This is a genomic window from Nesterenkonia sp. K-15-9-6 (genome assembly GCF_052656005.1).
In genome coordinates this window covers 69879-87019 of the sequence record NZ_JBQYEY010000009.1, presented here as the reverse complement: position 1 = coordinate 87019, position 17141 = coordinate 69879, and the positions used below count along the sequence as shown (strand labels likewise).

Here is a 17141-nt window from a genome sequence, read left to right as displayed (position 1 = left end):
CGTCGCGGAGGAGCTGTGATCGTCGGCTTTGACGTGGATCACGTGATGGAGCACACCCAGGCTAGGACAGATTGAATCGTTTCACAAGGCATGTCGACAGACCTTCGCGGGACGGCGGCAGAGATTGACCAACGCGTCACACATGGAGCCATTCCCACAAGGAATGATGGATTCGAGTTTTTGCCTTGTGGAAGAACAAAATCCAGGGCTACTGTGACTCGCACCACGCCGGGTCGCGAGGACAGGGCTCGCAGGCACCGACACCCACGGCGCGGAGAACCGTTCCCTCTGAACACGAGCCCCGTGAGGACACCATGACCCACCCATCACCCACCCGCCGCACGCTCCCCGCAACCGCCGCGCTCGGCGCCGTCGTCACCCTGACCCTGACCTCCTGCGGATCCCCGGATGCCGACGGCGGCCTCCGCTTCGCCTGGTGGGGCAGCACCGAGCGCAACCAGCTCACTCAGGAGGCGCTCGAGGTCTTCGAATCCGAGACCGGGATCTCCGTCTCCGGAGAGTCCTCGGACACCGCTGGCCATTTCGACCGGCTGGCCACCGCCGTCGCCGGCGGAGACGCCCCGGACGTCTTCACCCTCGGCGGCGCCTACCCCGGCGAGTACGCGGACCGCGGCGCCCTGCTGGACCTGGAGACCGTCAGCGAGACCCTGGACATGAGCACCCTGGACGACGGCGCCCTGGAGAACGGGCAGATCGACGGGACCCAGTACGCGCTGTCCACCGGCAGCAACGCGCTGGCAGTCCTGGTGAACCCCACCATCTTCGAGGACGCCGGGGTGGAGCTGCCGGATCCGCAGACCTGGACCTGGGACGACTTCCAGGAGATCTCCGCCGAGATCGCCGAGAACACCGACGTCTACGGCGCCGACGGGTTCGACCACGACACCGTGGAAGTGTTCGCCCGCCAGCACGGCGAGGTGCTCTACACCGACGACGGCCAGGTCGGAGTCTCTGCGGAGGCGCTGGAGGACATGTTCACCCGCATGCAGCAGATGGTCGACGACGGCGCCGCCCCACCCGCCAGCGTGATCACTGAGCAGGAGGGCGCGGCCCCGGAGGAGACGCTGCTGGCCACCGGCCAGGTCGCGATGACCATCGACTGGAGCAATTTCCTCTCCACGTTCTCCCAGTCCGTGGGCGAGGACCTCGAGCTGTGGCCGCTGCCCGGTGAGTCGTCGACCCCCGGCGTCTGGCAGCAGTCCTCACAGTTCTATGCGATCGCCGCCGACACCCCGGACCCCGACGCCGCAGCGCAGCTCGTCGACTTCCTGGTCAACTCCGAGCAGGCCGTGGAGATCCTGGGACTGGAACGCGGAGTCCCGGACAGTCCCGCCATGCGCGAGACCCTCGAGGGCTCCCTGGACGAGAACCAGCAGGCCGAGGTGGACTATGTGGAGGAGGTCGCGGAGCGTGACCCTGCTCCCCGCTGGATCGGCCCGGCCGGCTCCACGGCGATCGAGGACATCACCCCGCGGGTCATCGACCAGCTGCTGCACCACGGCGCCTCACCGGAGGACGCGGCGGAACAGTGGCTGACGGAAGCACGGGCCGCCGTCGGCGAGTGAGCACGAGCACCCCTGCCCTTCGGCGGCGGCGTCAGCGGGCGCCGTCGTCGTCGGCGTCGGTGAGCTGGTCCTCCAGATGGAAGACCTCCCTCAGCTCCAGGAATCCGGTGTCCGGACGGGCTCCGTCGAGCTCGACGAAGAACTCGGACATCTCCGCCTGCCACCGGGCATTGACCTCTTCGGCCTCCATGGCCGCCTGAGCGGCCTCCAGAGACTCCACCTCGACGTAGCCGATGAGCAGACCGTCCTCCCGCAGGAACAGGGAGTAGTTGTGCCAGCCGGAGCGCTTGAGCGCCCGCAGCATCTCCGGCCAGACGGCGGCATGACGCTCCGTATACTCCTCGATCCGGTCCGGCCTGACCTGCAGCTGGAAACAGACGCGACGCATGGGTCCTCCTCAGGTGAGCTTCACGTGACGTGAATCGTTTCACTTCTGAGGCTGAAACTCCAGAGGCGGAACGAGCGGCCCCTGAAAGACTCAGGCCCTTGCCGCGACGAGCTCCAGGAAGGCGCGGTTGAAGGCGTCGAGATCCTTCGGAGTGCGGGAGGTGACCACGCCGCCGTCGACGACGACCTCCTCGTCCACCCACTGCGCCCCGGCATTGCTCAGGTCTGTACGCAGCGCTGCGTAGCTGGTCATCCGCCGGCCGGAAACCTGGCCGACCTCGGTGAGGATCCAGGGACCGTGACAGATCGCCGCCACCGGCTTGGATTCGCTGAAGAAGCCGGAGACGAACTCCTGGGCCTTCTCATCGATGCGCAGGGAGTCAGCATTGAGCGTGCCGCCGGGCAGCACCAGCGCGTCGAAGTCGGAGGCACTGACGGTGCCGAGCTGATGGTCGACGTCGAAGTGGTCCGCGTGCTCCCAGTCCCCCTTCATGGCCTGAAGGGAGCTCTCCTTCGGAGACACGATCTTCGGGGTACCTCCCGCCCCACGGATTGCCGCCAGCGGCTCCGTGAGCTCCGGCAGCTCCACGCCGTCGGTCACCAGCAGTGCGATGGTCTTGCCGTCGATCGAGATGCCCTCGGGGGCGACTGACTCGGTGTGGTGGGTCATCAGTGAACTCCTCTCGTCGGAACCGCCGTCCGCGGTGAGGGCCACGGTGCGGCGGGATCACGGGTTCCATCCGTACAGAACGCGCGGGCCCAGGAGACTGTTCCCAGATTCACGCAATTCGCAGGAGCTGTTCATCTGCTGTGCAGGGCGGGGAACGACGGCGAGGGGGCGACGTGGCCATTTCCGGCTGCGTCAGTGCGTGGTCGTAGGGTCTGGAGCACACCGGAGGAGATCGGAACGCGCCGGAGGCACAGCCGAGGCGGGGCGATCTGGAGGTCAGATTCAGCCTCTCCGGGACGTGTCAGAGGGGGTGGATAGCGTGGGAGACATGGAAGACCAGGACGGGGTGAACCAGCACCCAGACCAGCACGACCAGCACGACGACGCCCGTCGTTCCGGTCACGCTGCTGCCGCCGCTGGTTCTGGTGCTGCCGCTGGTGCTGCTGGTGGTTCTGGTTCTGGTGTTGCTGGACCCGTGTTCTGGCCCGCCCGAGCCGCGCACCTAGCCCGCGAACCAGAACTCGCCGCCGCCCGAGAACTGATCATCACCACCCGACAGACCGAAGCCCAAGCCCTGACCGGCCTGCTGGCCTACCAAGACCGCAGAGCCCGAGAAGCTGACGCCGCCGGACTCGACCATCACACCCGCCGCGCCATCTGGGACGCCGCCACCGGTGACACCGCCGCCACCCTGGGGGTCAGCGAGCAGGTAGCCTCGGGGATGCTCACCGCCGCCCGCACCGCCCGCCAGCAACTTTCTGCCACCTGGAAGGCCTACACCGCCGGGGTCATCGACACCGCCCGACTGCGCGCGATCACCACCACCGCCACCACCCTGATCCGGGCCGCGCACCTCGAGGACTTCGACACCGCGGCGGCAGTTGCCGCAGCCCGGATGAGCCTCGGTGAGCTGCGGGCCTGGCTGCGCCGCTACACCGCCACCCTGGACCCCGTCCAATACCAAGCCGACTGCGACCGCGCCCGGGCGGATCGATGGGTACGCATCCAGCACGACGACCACGCCATGAGCTACCTCGAGGCCCGGCTGCCCACGGTGGCGGCCGCCGCGATCGCGAATCGGCTCCGCGCGGTGGCCCGCGGCCACCAGCACCACAGCATCCCCGCCCCAGCAGAGACCAACACTGACTGCACCACCCACACCCGCACCACGAGTGAAGCCGGGATCACCGGGACGACCGAGACGACCGAGGCGACCGAGACCCAGAGCCCGGGGTGCTACCCGGTCCAGCAGGTGTTGCCCGTTGAGTACCCCGAGCTGCCCGTCCCTGACCCGGCGACCAGCGGCGCCATTCCCCTCCAGGTCCAGGACGGTCCTGAGATCCTTCCCGGTGAGACCCCCGCCCCCGGAGACTCCGACCGCTTCGAGGCTCCACCCGCAGACGGCGCGGATCCTCGGACTCTGGCTCAGTTGGAGGCCGACCTGTTCGCCGCCTGGCTGCTTGAGGGTCGAGTGGAGGGTGCCCCGGTGGAGGCGAAGATCGCGGTCATGGTCCCTGAGACCACCCTGACCGGACACAGTCAGGACCCGGGCATCAGTGCCGATCGGCACTGGGTGATCCCGGCCAGCGATGCCCGCCACCTCGCCGGTGACCCCCGCGCCGCCCACGACTGGTACCACGCCACCACCAGCCCGACCACCAGGCCGATTCAACCCAGCGCCGGACCCAGCACCGGACCCAGCACCAGCTCACAGCCCGGCGCAAGGGACGTTTCTCCGGACATCCTGGCGATCACCTCCACCGGCCGGCACCCACCTGCCCGGCTGCGCGATGCCATCATCTTCCGCGACGGGACCTGCCAAGCCCCCGGGTGCACCATCCCCGCGCAGCGCTGCGATCTCGACCACCGGACCCCGTACCCAGCAGGCCCCACCAGCGGGGCCAACCTGCAGGCCCTGTGCCGACGCCACCACCGGTTGAAATCCCACGGACTGCTCACCCTGCCCGAACCCGAGCAGGCAGCACCGGACACCACCGCCCCACCACCGCCGCAGGCTCCGGCGCCGCCCCCACCACAGGGGCCACCACCATCACAGGGGCCACCACCATCGCAGCGGTCGACGTCTTCACTGCCGTATCCCGGGCTGCGCTCTCACCGACTGCCGCCTGCCCGACCCCCGGGACGACAGCGGCATATCCTCGCGCCACAGCGGCACAACGACCTCATCGCAGCCCGCCACACCACCCCGGGGTCCGGTGCGACAGTGGCCATCCTCTACGACGCCGACAGACGACACCACTGAGCCACACGTGAGCTGCCGACAGCCACGCTGCCGCCCTGACGCACTCCCCGTTGCCTGACCGCCTCAGCCGAGCATGTCGCCGCGCCGATCCTCCAGATACGGGTTCGCGCAGCGCGAGGCGACCAGCCGCTCAGCACTGATCCGACCGATCAGCAGCTCTTCTCCCGCCCCGGCCGCCACGACGGGAGCGCCGTCAGGCCCGGCGATGAGGCTCAGCCCGCTGTACTGGAACTCCGGGTCCTCACCCGTGTAGTTCGCGTAGGCCACATACAACTGGTTCTCCAGGGCCCGGGCCGGCACCAGCAGGCGCGAGACCGCCTCGAACCCGACCATGTTCGCCGTCGGCACCACCACCAGGTCGGCCCCGGCGAGCGCGAGTCGCCGCGCGGTCTCGGGGAACTCGATGTCATAGCAGATGGCCAGGCCGACGCTCCAGCCGCGCCAGTCCGCCACCAGTCCTGCGTCGGTCAGCCCCGCCCCAGCAGCACCAGCCCTGTCGAACTGCCGCGCATCGACATCCCCGAACAGATGCAGCTTCCGCCAGCGCAGCAGCTCCGTGCCCTGCTCATCGATGAACGCCGCACTGTTGTACACCCGCTGGCCGTCGCGCTCAGGGAATCCGTGGCAGATCGCCACACCGTGGGCCCTGGCGATCTCCGCCATCCGTGTCAGCGCCGGCCCGCCCGGCTCCTGGGCGACGGCTTCCACAGCGCCCCGACCGATGGCGTAGCCGCTCAGGTGCATCTCCGGCAGCACCAGCAGGTCCGCACCGGCCGCCGCGGCCTCGGCGGCCAGCCGCTCCGTCCGCGCCAGCGCACGCTCGACGGCATCGTCGCCGATCTCCACCGGCGGCACCTGCGCCAGCGCCAGGGTGAGGGACTCGGCCGCCCCAGCCTCCTCAGCCCCCGTCTCCTCAGCCGTCATCTCCACACCCGCCTCAGTCCGGGAGCCGCACAGGCCGCAGCTCGTCGAACACATCACCAGGCCCGGGATTCTCAGCGGCGCTCCGCCCACCGAAGTGCGTCATGATCCCCCAGACGGCGTTGAGCGCGGTCTGCACCGCCCCTTCCGCCCAGGCGGGGGTGAAGGAGATATCGTCTCCGGCCAGGAAGATGCCGCGCTCGGACTCCGGGAGGCCCCGCTGGACGAAGTGCGAGTACATGCGCTCGTTGTATCGGTAGTGCCCCGGCAGCGCCCCCTTGAACGCCCCCAGGAAATAGGGGTCGTTCTCCCAGGAGACGGTGATCGGCTCCCCCACCACGTGGGAGCGGATGTCCACGTCCGGGTAGATCCTGCTCAGGGCGTCCAGGGCCAGGTCCACTCGCCGCTGCACGGGGTGCGGGAGCATCTTCAGGGCGTCGCTCATCCACGAGTAGCTCAGGCAGATCACCCCCGGCCGGTCGGGGCCGTCGTCGAAGAGATAGGTCCCCCGGGTGAGCCGGTCGGTCAGCGTCATGCTCATCGCCTCCCGTCCGGTCTCCGGGTCCACGTCCCGCCAGAAGGGGCGGTCCACCATGACGAAGGTCTTCGCGGACTGCATGTAGCGGGTGCGGTCCAGCGCCATCCACAGGTCCTGGGAGAGCAGCTCCTCCTCCACCTCCACCTGGGTGGTCAGCAGCCAGGACTGGCAGGTCGCCAGCACGGCGTCGTAGCGGCGCTCCTCCCCGGTCTGGTCGACGACGGCGAAACGTCCGTCCTCGGCCCGGAACACCCGGGTCACCGCACCCCGGGGCTGTCCGCCATGCAGATCCGCCAGCGAGGTGCCGGCCGGCCAGTGGGCGGCGTCGTCCACCGGCTGGGCCCACAGGCCGCGGGGGACCTGCTCGACGCCGCCGCGGATGAGGTGCTGGTCGTCGTCGAACTCGCAGACCGCCACGCGGAGGATCTCCAACATGGTGTTGGGGAAGTCGGAATCCCAGCCGCCGGTGCCGAACCCCACCTGGCCGAAGACCTCCCGGTGCCGGAAGGAGAGCCGGGAGAACTCCTCAGAGGAGGCGATGAACTCGTAGAAGCTGTGGTCGTCCCAGGCGGGCACCAGCTCGTCCCAGATCTGCTTGACCGCGGCGGCATCACGACGACGCATGGCCTCCTGCAGGGCACTCAGGTGCAGCACCGAGTCCAGGGCGCCGTCCCAGGCCTGGGCGATCTCCTGGAACAGCGCGGGCAGGTCCTCCAGGGTGCGGGCGTACCAGGCCTGCCCGCCCAGCTCGATGACGGTGCTGCCGGCCGCCTCGGTGAGCGGGTTCGGGAAGGGAGCGGTCTCCAGGCCCAGGAGGTCCACGTAGTGGAAGAACGCCGCGGAGGAGCGGGGGAACCGCATCCCGCCGAGCTCGGCGATCACCTGGGAGTCCTCCTCCCCGGGGACGCGGAACGCCTCGGAGCGCAGCCGGCCGCCGAGCCGTTCGGCCTCATGGACCACCGGGCGCAGCCCCAGGCGCATCAGCTCATGGGCGGCCACCAGACCAGCGATGCCGCCGCCGATGATCGCCACCTCCCGTCCATGGGCCTCGGCGGGAACCTGGCCCAGCCCCGCGGGGTGTTCCAGCCACCGGTCATAGGGGAACGGAAAGTCCGGGCCGAAGGCCGTCAACCGGTGTGCCGTCTGCGTCATCGCATCCTCCCTGGTCAGTCCGATGTGATGCTAGCAACACTGAAGGCATTGAGCCATGCGAGGTCGGAATCGCCCCCGCCCGGGACGGGATGGGTATTCTGTCCCCATGGCTATGGCTCAAGTGCGGGACGTCGCGGCACGTGCCGGCGTCTCGCCGGCCACGGTCTCCAACGCCCTGAACCATCCGGAGAAGGTCTCCGAGACCACCCGCGAGCGCGTCCAGGCCGCCATCGAGGAGCTGGGCTACGTGCGCAACGAGGCTGCCCGGCAGCTGCGTCAGCGGCAGAATCGCGCGGTCGGCATGATCGTCCTCGACGTCGCGAACCCGTTCTTCGCCGATGTGGCCTCCGGCGCCGAGAAGAGCCTCGGCGAGATGAACCGGCCCCTGTTGCTGGGCAACTCCGGGCAGGACCGCCAGCGGGAGCTGACCCACCTCCGGCTGTTCGAGGAGCAGCGCGTCTCCGGACTGCTCATCTCCCCGGTGGGCGACGTGCTCGCCCGGCTGCGTCGGCTCAAGGAGCACGGCACCGCCGTGGTGATCGTGGATCGCAAGTCCGGGGCCGACGAGTTCTCCTCCGTCTCCACCGATGACCGGCTCGGGGGCCGCCTGGCCGCCGAGCACCTGATCGCCCAGGGGCGCCGACGGATCGCAGTGATCGGCGGTCCGATGGGCATTCGGCAGGTGGCCCACCGTCTGGCCGGCGCCGAGGCCGCGGCGGCGGAGCACGACGGCGTCTCGGTGCGGATGTGCGACACCGGCGCGATGGACGTCGGGTCGGGTCGGCAGGCCACCCGCGAGCTGCTGGACCTGCCCTCCGGGCAGCGGCCGGACGCGATCTTCGCGACCAACGACCTGGTCGCCTTGGGGGTGCTCCAGGAGCTGGCACGGACCGGCGTGAGCGTCCCCGAGGACATCGCGCTGATCGGCTACGACGACATCGAGTTCGCCGCCTCCGCAACGGTTCCGATCAGCTCGGTGCGGCAGCCCGCCGCGGAGATGGGTGAGCGGGCCGCTGAGCTGCTGGTCGCAGCGATCGACGACCCTGACTCCCCGGTCCAGCACCCGGTGTTCACTCCCACCCTGGTGCCGCGGGAGTCCACGGTCGGAGCCTGAGCTCAGCCGCCGGTCAGCCGAGGATGCCGGCGATGTAGCCGAGGAAGACCAGCAGCAGGAGTCCTACCAGCACGGCGATGACCGTCACGACGGCCTTCGCCCGCGGCGGCCGACGAGGCGCAGTCTCGGGATGGGCCTCCGCGGTGCTCCCCGACTCGGGCGGCGTCTCGCCCGGCGGCACACCGCCTCCAGGCTCCAGACCCGGAGTCTCCTCCGGCTCGGGACCGGGGCGACCTTTCTGGGGCGTCGAGGCTGGACTCATGATCTCCTCCATCCTGGTCGGGAGAGCCACTGTAGGCGGCCCCGCCCGTCGGCGTCACGGGACCAGCACCCCGCTGGAGATTCACCGTACTGGCATCGCGTCATGCACGACCGGCAGTAGTCATACAAGTAGTCGACTTGTACGATCTGTGGCATGGCTTACACTCCCGACACCATCCGCCACATCCGCCTCTCCACTGCCACCCTGCCCCTGGCCACCGCCATCTCCGACGCCAAAGTGTTCACCGGTCGGCAGAAGCCCATGACGGAGGTCGTCTTCCTCTTCGCGGAGATCACCACCGAGCAGGGCCACGAGGGCGTCGGCTTCTCCTACTCCAAGCGCGCCGGCGGCCCCGCCCAGTACGCCCACGCCCGAGAGGTCGCCGAGAACGCCCTCGGCGAGGACCCGAACGACATCGCCAAGCTCTACGACAAGCTGCTCTGGGCCGGCGCCTCCGTCGGCCGCTCCGGGGTGGCCACCCAGGCCCTGGCCGCGCTCGACATCGCTCTGTACGACCTGAAGGCCCGCCGCGCCCGGCTCCCTCTGGCCAAGCTGCTCGGCGCCCACCGAGACTCGGTGCGCACCTACAACACCTCCGGAGGCTTCCTGCACGCCTCGGTGGAGGAGATCACCGCCCGGGCGGATGAGTCGCTGGCCGCCGGAATCGGCGGCATCAAGATCAAGGTCGGCCTGCCGGACACCGCCGAGGACCTCCGCCGAGTGACCGCCGTCCGCGAACACCTCGGCCCCGACACTCCGCTCATGGTGGACGCCAACCAACAGTGGGACCGGGCCACCGCCCTGCGCATGGGCCGCCGCCTGGAGGAGTTCGACCTCATCTGGATCGAGGAGCCGCTGGACGCCTATGACGCCGAGGGCCACGCCGCCCTGGCCTCCGCACTGGACACCCCCATCGCCACCGGAGAGATGCTGGCCTCAGTTGCCGAGCATGAGCGGCTCATCGCCGCCCGCGCCTGCGACATCATCCAGCCCGACGCCCCGCGCGTCGGTGGCATCACCCAGTTCCTGCGACTGGCCGGACTCGCCCACCATGCTGGGCTCACACTGGCCCCGCACTTCGCCATGGAGATCCACCTGCACCTGGCTGCCGCCTACCCCACCGAACCATGGGTGGAGCACTTCGACTGGCTGAACCCGCTGTTCGAGGAGCGCCTGGAGATCGCCGACGGCCGCATGATGGTGCCTGACCGCCCCGGACTGGGCATCACGCTGAGCGAGCAGGCCCGCGCCTGGACCACCGAGACCGTGGAGTTCGGCACCCGCTGAGGCAGAATCGGCCTATGAGCACCAACCGCACCGCCCGGCTCACCGAAACCCTGCGTCGCCAGATCCTCGACGGCGAGATCACCGTCGGCCAGAAGCTCCCCTCCGAGGCCGAGCTGATCACCGAGCATGGCGTCAGCCGCACCGTGGTGCGGGAGGCGCTCGGGCGGCTCCAGGCCGCCGGCCTGATCCGCACCCGGCGCGGCGCCGGCAGCTTCGCGCTCACCCCGCCTGCCGAGCATGCGCAGGGTTCCCCGCCCCCGCCCCGGACCCCGGAGGAGCGCGCGACGCTCATCGAGTTCCGCATGGCGCTGGAATGTGAGGCTGCGGCGCTCGCCGCCGAGCGCCGCAGCCCCGCGCAGCTGGAGAACCTGCGGGCGGCCCTGGCCGCCTTCGCCGCGGGAGCGACCCATCCGGCCACGGCGGTGGAACAGGACTTCGCCTTCCACCGGGAGATCGCCGCCGCCTCCGGGAACCCGCACCTGCTCACCGCCGTCGAGCAGCTCGGGGCCTCCATGATCGCCATGCCGCGCCGCCGGCTGGAGGGCGGGGAGAAAGCACCACAGGGCGCCGAGTCGCCGGATGGCGAGGCCCCGGCCACTGCGGCGCTGGCGGAGCACCATGCGGTGCTCGACGCGATCGCGGAGGCCGATCCCCGGGCGGCGTCCTCCGCGATGCGCGCCCACCTCACCGCCTCCCGACGCCGGGTCCTGGCCTGACATCACTCCCGAACCACCCGTTCAGCACTGCGCGACGTCTCATTCTGCACTACGCGATGCCCCTTCGGCATCAGAGCCACGACGCCTTGAAGGGCTGTGACGCGCATGACACCATGATGCACTGAAGGGATCACTCACCACCTAATCAATACTTGGAGTGCATAGTGTTCACGCTGGACCAGATCCGCAGCTTCGTCGCCGTCGCCGAAGAGCTGCACTTCGGCCACGCCGCCGAACGCCTCAACATGACCCAGCCGCCGCTGAGCCGACAGATCCAGAAACTGGAGAAGACGGTCGGGGTGCAGCTCATCGAGCGCGACAACCGCAAGGTCGCCCTCACCACCGCCGGCAAGGCCTTCCTCGCCGACGCCCGCAAGCTGCTGGTCTCCGCGGAGCAGGCGCCTCTGACCGCCCGGCGCATCGCCCGAGGTCAGGCCGGCGTGCTGCGCATCGGATTCACCGCCGCGTCCGGATTCTCCGTGCTGGGCACCCTGCTCTCCACCCTCTCCGAGCAGCTGCCCGACGTCGACGTCGACCTGCGGGAACAGGTGACCCGGGAGCAGGTCGACTCGCTGATCAACGGCGAGATCGACCTGGGCCTGGCCCGCCCGCCCATCGACCATGAGCTCTTCGAGTCCCGCCTGCTGCTCTCCGAAGCCCTCGAGCTGGTCGTCCCGGAGGGCCACCCACTGGCCGCCCTGGACCGGCCCGTCGCCGGTGCCGACCTCCGCGAGGTCCCGCTGATCATGTACTCCCCCACCAAGGCTCGGTACTTCTACGACCTCGCCATCCGCAATGTGCCCATCCAACACGGCAATGTGGTGCACACCGTCAGCCAGATCCTCACCATGGTGTCCCTGGTCGCCGCCGGCCGCGGCGTGGCCCTGGTGCCCGCCTCCGCCCAGCGCCTGGGCGTCGCCGGGGTGACCCACCTGCCGCTGGCCGACCAGACCACCGACGTCGTCGAGCTCCATGCCATCTGGCGCAGGGGTCAGCGCAACCCTGCCCTGCACCGCCTCCTGTCCGCCCTCGACGGTCATGTCAGCTCAACATGAGCTCATGCCGAAGCGGCCTTGGACGCCCGGCTGACCGCCTTCCTACAGTGAAGGTCACGAGTCGCCCCCGGTGCTCGCCGCATCCCGATCCAGGAAGGCCCCCCCGTGTCCCAGCACTCCATCCAGCAGTTCACCCCCTTCGAGCTCGCCGAGCACCTCAAGGACGGCCTGCTCTCCTTCCCCGTCACCGCCTTCACCCAGGACCTCGCCCTGGACGAGGACGCGTACCGCGAGCACCTGAACTGGCAGGCGCGCCAGGGCGTGGCCGGGCTGTTCGCCGCGGGCGGCACCGGCGAAGGCTTCAGCCTCTCCGGTGAGGAGAACGCCCGGGTCGTGCGGCTCGCGGTGGAGGAGGCCGGCGCCCACGTGCCGGTGCTCGGCTCCGCCGGAGGGTCCACCTCCCAGGCCGTGGCCAACGCGCAGGCCGCCGAGGCCGCCGGCTGCCAGGGGCTGCTGCTGCTTCCGCCCTACCTCACCGAATGCGACCAGCAGGGCCTGCAGACCCACGTCGACGCCGTCTGCTCCGCCACCGACATCGGCGTGATCGTCTACAACCGCGCCAATGCGGTCTACTCCGCCGAGACCGTCGCCCGGCTGGCGGAGAAGCACGAGAACTTCATCGGCTTCAAGGACGCCACCGGTGACATCGAGGCCGTCACGAAGGTGGTCGCCGCCAACGGCGACCGGCTCTTCTACCTGGGCGGACTGCCCACCGCCGAGACCTTCGCCCTGCCGATGCTGCAGCTGGGCATGAGCACCTACTCCTCGGCCATGTACAACTTCGTCCCCGAGTTCGCCCTGGAGTTCTACGCCGACGTGCGCCGCCAGGACCGTGCCGCCGTCACCGAGAAGCTCACCCGCTTCGTGCTGCCGTACCTGGAGATCCGGGACCGGGTGAAGGGCTACGGCGTCTCCATCGTCAAGGGCGGACTGAAGGCCGTGGGACGCGACGCCGGCCCGGTCCGCCCGCCGCTGCAGGACCTCACAGAGGGCGACCTGCAGGACCTCCGCGACCTGATCGACGCCGCCGGTGTCCGCCCCGCGAACCCCTCCCCCGCCCTCTCCGCAGTCTGAGAGGATCGACATCAGACGCCACGCACCCACAAGGAGCTGAGCATGACCGCACAGACCACCGCAACCGCCCTCACCGGGCAGTCGATCATCGCCGGACGCTCCGTGGCCGGCACCGGCCGCACCGTCACCGGCTTCGACCCCTCCACCGATGAGGCACTCGAACCGGGCTATTCGCTGATCGACGAGTCCCAGCTCGCCGAAGCCACCGGCGCGGCCGCCGAGGCGTACCCGAGCTTCTCCCAGCTCGCCCCGGAGACCCACGCCGCCTTCCTGGAGCAGGTCGCCGCGAACATCGACGCGCTCGGTGAGGAGCTCACCGCCCGCGCGATGGCGGAGACCGGCCTCCCGGAGGCCCGCCTGGTGGGCGAACGAGGACGCACCGTGAACCAGCTGCGGCTCTTCGCCGCCGTCGTGCGTCAGGGCGACTTTCGGGGCGCCCGGCTGGACACCCCGGACCCGCAGCGCAGCCCGCTGCCGAAGCCGGACGTCCGCCAGCGCCGCATCCCCCTGGGGCCGGTGGCCGTCTTCGGCGCCTCCAACTTCCCGCTGGCCTTCTCCACCGCCGGGGGCGACACCGCCTCCGCGCTGGCCGCCGGCTGCCCCGTGGTGTTCAAGGCCCACAACGCCCACCCCGGCACCTCGGAGCTGGTGGGCCGGGCCATCACCGACGCCGTCGCGGCCTTCGACCTGCACCCCGGAGTGTTCTCCCTGATCTACGGACCCGGCGCCTCCATCGGCCAGGCGCTGGCCTCCGACCCGGTCATCCAGGCGGTGGGATTCACCGGCTCCCGTGCAGCCGGGGTGTCCCTGATGAAGGCCGCCGCGGCGAGGGAAGTGCCGATCCCGGTGTACGCGGAGATGAGCTCCATCAACCCGGTGTTCCTCTTCGACGGCGCACTCTCCGGCGGCCCGGAGTCCGTGCAGAGCCTGGCCTCCGCCTACCTGACCTCCGTGACCGGATCCTCCGGCCAGCTGTGCACCTCCCCGGGCCTGGTCTTCGTGCCGACCGGCGAGGCCGGTGACGCCTTCGTCGCCGCCGTCGGTGAAGCCGCCGCCGGGCACAGCGGCCAGACCATGCTCACCCGGTCCATCGCCGAATCCTGGAACGCCGGCGTGGAGCAGCTGGGTGCGCAGGCCGGCGTGGCACTGGTCGGCCGCGGCAGCACCGGCGAGGGCGCCAACGCCCCTGCCCCGGTGGTGTTCAGCGCGACCACCGCGCAGTTCCTGGACAACCCGGTGCTGCACGAGGAGATCTTCGGCGCGGCCTCCCTGGTGGTCCGCTATGACGGCGTCGAGGACCTGCTGGCCGCGGCCGGTCGCCTGGAGGGGCAGCTCACCGCCACCCTGCACGTCACCGACGGCGACCACGAGACCGCCCGGCCCCTGGTGCCGGTCCTGGAGCAGAAGGCCGGGCGCATCCTGGCCAACGGCTGGCCCACCGGTGTCGAGGTGGGCCACGCGATGGTCCACGGCGGTCCCTTCCCCGCGACCTCCGACTCCCGGACCACCAGCGTGGGCACGCTGGCGATCGAGCGGTTCCTGCGTCCCGTGGCCTACCAGAACCTTCCCGAGGAGCTGCTGCCCGCCCCCGTGCAGGCCGCCAACCCGTGGAACCTCAACCGACGGGTGGACGGGCAGGTCCAGCTCAACGGCTGACCCCGCCCGCCCTCTCCACACGCAGAAGCGCCGAGCCGGTGATCCGGCTCGGCGCTTCGTACGCGTTCAGGTCAGAAGCTCTCCTGACCCTGCGGGTTCAGCTCGGGCAGGTCCCTGCGGGCGTCGCCGTCGATGGACGGGTCCAGCTGGAACGTGTCGAAGCCGATGGACAGGTCCGAGGAGTACACGTAGCCGTTGTAGTAGTACGACGACCAGGTGCCGCCGTCACTGATGCCCTCGCCGCGGTCGAACCAGGCGACCTCCTCCGGGTTCGCCGAGTCGGTGAAGTCGAACACCGAGACGCCGCCCTGATACCAGGACTGCACCATCAGGTCCCGACCATCCACCGGGATCAGCGAGCCGTTGTGCGCCACGCAGTTCTCGTTCTCGGAGTTGATGCGCGGGATCTTGTAGTAGGAGGCGAACTCCAGCTCGCCGTCGACGATGTCGTAGATGGCGTTGGCGCCGAGGGTCTCGCCGAACTCCTCGGTGCAGGTGGCCCAGCCGCCACCACCGAGCTCATCGGTGAAGACGACCTTGCTGGCGTCGTTGTTGAACGTCGCCGAGTGCCAGAACGCGAAGTTCTCCACATCGCGCACCTGGCTGATGACCTTCGGACGCTTGCGGTCCGAGATGTCCATCAGGATGCCGTCGCCCATGCAGGCGCCGGCGGCCAGGTCGTGCTCGATGTAGGTGGTGATGTCGTGGCAGCCGCTGGTCTCGGTGTATCCGCCGCGGTCATCGCCCTCGTAGCCGCCGTCGGGGAACAGCACCGGCTCGGAGGCCACCTTCGCGGCGTGCGGGGCGTTGACCGGGATCTGCACCACGGAGATCAGGTCGTGCGGGGGCTGGCAGTTCGCCAGCGCCGAGTTCGGCGAGTACGAGGAGACGTACACGTAGAGCATGTTGCCGTTCTTCGACGGCGCCAGCGAGTTGGCGTGGGAGCCACACTTGGTCTCCACAGCCTTCACGTACTCCGGCTCGGTAGGGTCGCTGATGTCGAAGATCCGCAGGCCCTCCCAGTAGTCCTCGGTGTCGGCGGTGCGGTCCGCGCCGCAGGTGTCGTCCTCCATACGGGCGTCCACGGAGAGCACCAGGACGTCCTTGTAGACCGAGACATCGTTCTGCGGACCCGGACAGTGAACCTGCACCAGCTGCTCGGGGTTCGCCGGGTCGGCCAGGTCGTAGACGGTGAAGCCGTCATAGTTGCCCACATAGGCATACTCGCCCTGGAAGGCGATGTCAGAGCCGGTGGACTGCAGCGGCCCGTTCTTCGGGACGTTGCTCAGGTGCTCCATATTATGGCTGGCCACCTCGCCGGGCCCGACGTCGGGCTCCCCGGTGCCGCTCTCCAGCTGGTTCAGCCGCTCGATGACCCCCTCCTCGTCGAAGGCCTCCTCGCTGACCTCCTCCTCGCTGAAGAAGTCCTCATTGAAGGCGTCCTCCGGGACGGTGGAACCGTCGTCCGGGGCAGCGGCGGCGAGCGGGGCCGACAGGGTCATGACAGTTCCTGCCAGCAGCAGCGACATGGCCGCCCCCGCCCCAGCCTTCGCCTGATGTCGAGTGATTCGTGGAAGACGCACGGGCGTCAACACCTCCTAGATCGGATAGAGGTAGTATTACGAATCAACTGCTTCAGGTCTAGGGTTGACGACATATTTGTTCGCCCGATCACCTATCGATGGAGAGATTTCTCTGTGACACACCTCACCCCCATCACCCCAGGTCAGCGCGAAAACTCCACCGTGCGGCCGACATCGGGCCGTCATCGGACGACCCTGTGTGCAGCGCTGCTGGGCGGCACACTCGCCCTCGCCGGCTGCGGGAATGAGGGCCCGGAGCCCGAGGAGGCGGCCGCGCCGTCGTCCTCGGTGCTGCTGCCCTCCGGGCCCGGCGAGGACACCGAACGTGTGGACCCGGAGGACTATGACGGCGTACAGGGTCTCAGCGACGAGTGGAATGACGTGGACACGGAGTTCATGACCATGATGATCGCCCATCATGCCCAGGCCCTCGAGATGACCGCCCTGGTCCCGGCCCGCGCGGAGTCCGAGCAGCTCACGACATTCGCCGAACGGATGCACCTGGCCCAGAAGGGCGAGATCGGCTACATGGCGGACTGGCTGGAGGCCCGCGATCAGCCGGTCCCTCAGGAGGCCCGGGAGGTCGCCGAGGGCGAGATCCCCTCGCCGGACACCCACTCCCACGGCGAAACCCCGATGCCGGGGATGCTCAGCCAGGAGGAGATGACCGAACTGCGGCAGACCGAGGGCGAGGAGTTCGACCGCCTCTTCCTCGAAGGCATGATCGTCCACCATGAGGGCGCCCTGGAGATGAGCGAAGGCGCCCAGGCGAATGGCATCGACCTGGCCGTCCAGGAGCTGGCCGGCCACGTGCACTCCGACCAGACTGCGGAGATCTCCCGGCTGGAGCAGCTGCTGGACGAGCTCTGAGGCTGGA

15 protein-coding genes are annotated in these 17141 nt (G+C 69.6%); 9 read left to right on the top strand and 6 right to left on the bottom strand.

The genetic code is table 11. The features are described 5' to 3' along the window. Window positions 1–314: 314 nt before the first annotated feature. Window positions 315–1586 carry an ABC transporter substrate-binding protein gene (locus SD455_RS07665; protein WP_445507725.1) on the top strand — a complete coding sequence of 424 codons (1272 nt, stop codon included), beginning with the start codon at window positions 315–317 and terminating at the stop codon, window positions 1584–1586. Between the two features lie 31 nt (window positions 1587–1617). Here SD455_RS07665 and SD455_RS07660 read toward each other — a convergent pair whose 3' ends face one another. Both SD455_RS07660 and SD455_RS07655 read right to left on the bottom strand, forming a co-directional pair. Next, on the bottom strand, window positions 1618–1974 hold the full coding sequence (locus SD455_RS07660; protein WP_070159036.1) for an L-rhamnose mutarotase: 357 nt from the start codon (window positions 1972–1974) through the stop codon (window positions 1618–1620). 90 nt (window positions 1975–2064) lie between these two features. Next, a complete protein-coding gene (locus SD455_RS07655; protein ID WP_085437589.1) occupies window positions 2065–2643 on the bottom strand; it encodes a type 1 glutamine amidotransferase domain-containing protein in 579 nt (192 codons plus the stop codon). Window positions 2644–2971: 328 nt separating this feature from the next. On the opposite strand from SD455_RS07655, the gene SD455_RS07650 reads away from it, so the two are divergent. Beyond that, a complete protein-coding gene (locus tag SD455_RS07650; RefSeq protein ID WP_445507724.1) occupies window positions 2972–4906 on the top strand; it encodes an HNH endonuclease signature motif containing protein in 1935 nt (644 codons plus the stop codon). Window positions 4907–4969: 63 nt separating this feature from the next. Here SD455_RS07650 and SD455_RS07645 read toward each other — a convergent pair whose 3' ends face one another. After that, a complete protein-coding gene (locus SD455_RS07645) occupies window positions 4970–5830 on the bottom strand; it encodes a carbon-nitrogen hydrolase family protein (protein ID WP_445507723.1) in 861 nt (286 codons plus the stop codon). A 13-nt stretch (window positions 5831–5843) separates the two neighbouring features. Then, entirely contained in the window at window positions 5844–7517 is a 1674-nt protein-coding gene (locus SD455_RS07640; protein WP_445507722.1) for a flavin monoamine oxidase family protein, read from the bottom strand. Between the two features lie 106 nt (window positions 7518–7623). Here SD455_RS07640 and SD455_RS07635 point away from each other — a divergent pair, with 106 nt between their 5' ends. Further along, window positions 7624–8631, top strand: coding sequence for a LacI family DNA-binding transcriptional regulator (locus tag SD455_RS07635; RefSeq protein WP_311025023.1), 1008 nt, complete (start codon window positions 7624–7626; stop codon window positions 8629–8631). 13 nt (window positions 8632–8644) lie between these two features. Here the strand turns inward: SD455_RS07635 and SD455_RS07630 are convergent, their stop codons facing one another. Continuing rightward, window positions 8645–8893, bottom strand: a complete 249-nt coding sequence (locus SD455_RS07630) for a DUF6480 family protein (protein ID WP_070159784.1) — start codon at window positions 8891–8893, stop codon at window positions 8645–8647. 153 nt (window positions 8894–9046) lie between these two features. On the opposite strand from SD455_RS07630, the gene SD455_RS07625 reads away from it, so the two are divergent. From SD455_RS07625 to SD455_RS07605, 5 genes are all read left to right on the top strand, one after another. Continuing rightward, window positions 9047–10180, top strand: a complete 1134-nt coding sequence (locus SD455_RS07625; RefSeq protein WP_445507721.1) for an L-talarate/galactarate dehydratase — start codon at window positions 9047–9049, stop codon at window positions 10178–10180. A gap of 14 nt (window positions 10181–10194) precedes the next feature. Next, a complete protein-coding gene (locus SD455_RS07620; RefSeq protein WP_445507720.1) occupies window positions 10195–10896 on the top strand; it encodes a FadR/GntR family transcriptional regulator in 702 nt (233 codons plus the stop codon). 164 nt (window positions 10897–11060) lie between these two features. Then, window positions 11061–11951: a LysR family transcriptional regulator gene (locus SD455_RS07615; protein ID WP_344684799.1), complete on the top strand. Its 891-nt coding sequence runs from the start codon at window positions 11061–11063 to the stop codon at window positions 11949–11951. A 120-nt stretch (window positions 11952–12071) separates the two neighbouring features. Continuing rightward, the gene (gene kdgD, locus SD455_RS07610) at window positions 12072–13025 is read left to right on the top strand and encodes a 5-dehydro-4-deoxyglucarate dehydratase (protein WP_445507758.1); all 954 of its coding nucleotides are present in this window, start codon (window positions 12072–12074) and stop codon (window positions 13023–13025) included. 42 nt (window positions 13026–13067) lie between these two features. Next, entirely contained in the window at window positions 13068–14681 is a 1614-nt protein-coding gene (locus SD455_RS07605; protein WP_445507719.1) for an aldehyde dehydrogenase (NADP(+)), read from the top strand. 71 nt (window positions 14682–14752) lie between these two features. On the opposite strand, the gene SD455_RS07600 is transcribed toward SD455_RS07605, so the two are convergent. Then, the gene (locus tag SD455_RS07600; protein WP_445507718.1) at window positions 14753–16183 is read right to left on the bottom strand and encodes an LVIVD repeat-containing protein; all 1431 of its coding nucleotides are present in this window, start codon (window positions 16181–16183) and stop codon (window positions 14753–14755) included. Window positions 16184–16378: 195 nt separating this feature from the next. Between SD455_RS07600 and SD455_RS07595 the strand changes: the two genes are divergently transcribed. After that, on the top strand, window positions 16379–17134 hold the full coding sequence (locus tag SD455_RS07595; RefSeq protein WP_445507717.1) for a DUF305 domain-containing protein: 756 nt from the start codon (window positions 16379–16381) through the stop codon (window positions 17132–17134). Window positions 17135–17141: the final 7 nt, after the last annotated feature.

What these genes read in the sequence shown, in the direction of transcription:
- SD455_RS07650 (WP_445507724.1), top strand. Translation starts at nt 2,972, where the DNA reads ATGGAAGACCAGGACGGGGTGAACCAGCACCCAGACCAGCACGACCAG.
- SD455_RS07605 (WP_445507719.1), top strand. Translation starts at nt 13,068, where the DNA reads ATGACCGCACAGACCACCGCAACCGCCCTCACCGGGCAGTCGATCATC.
- SD455_RS07635 (WP_311025023.1), top strand. Translation starts at nt 7,624, where the DNA reads ATGGCTATGGCTCAAGTGCGGGACGTCGCGGCACGTGCCGGCGTCTCG.
- SD455_RS07630 (WP_070159784.1), bottom strand. Translation starts at nt 8,893, where the DNA reads ATGAGTCCAGCCTCGACGCCCCAGAAAGGTCGCCCCGGTCCCGAGCCG.
- SD455_RS07600 (WP_445507718.1), bottom strand. Translation starts at nt 16,183, where the DNA reads ATGACCCTGTCGGCCCCGCTCGCCGCCGCTGCCCCGGACGACGGTTCC.
- SD455_RS07620 (WP_445507720.1), top strand. Translation starts at nt 10,195, where the DNA reads ATGAGCACCAACCGCACCGCCCGGCTCACCGAAACCCTGCGTCGCCAG.
- SD455_RS07655 (WP_085437589.1), bottom strand. Translation starts at nt 2,643, where the DNA reads ATGACCCACCACACCGAGTCAGTCGCCCCCGAGGGCATCTCGATCGAC.
- SD455_RS07645 (WP_445507723.1), bottom strand. Translation starts at nt 5,830, where the DNA reads ATGACGGCTGAGGAGACGGGGGCTGAGGAGGCTGGGGCGGCCGAGTCC.
- SD455_RS07660 (WP_070159036.1), bottom strand. Translation starts at nt 1,974, where the DNA reads ATGCGTCGCGTCTGTTTCCAGCTGCAGGTCAGGCCGGACCGGATCGAG.
- SD455_RS07640 (WP_445507722.1), bottom strand. Translation starts at nt 7,517, where the DNA reads ATGACGCAGACGGCACACCGGTTGACGGCCTTCGGCCCGGACTTTCCG.
- SD455_RS07665 (WP_445507725.1), top strand. Translation starts at nt 315, where the DNA reads ATGACCCACCCATCACCCACCCGCCGCACGCTCCCCGCAACCGCCGCG.
- SD455_RS07625 (WP_445507721.1), top strand. Translation starts at nt 9,047, where the DNA reads ATGGCTTACACTCCCGACACCATCCGCCACATCCGCCTCTCCACTGCC.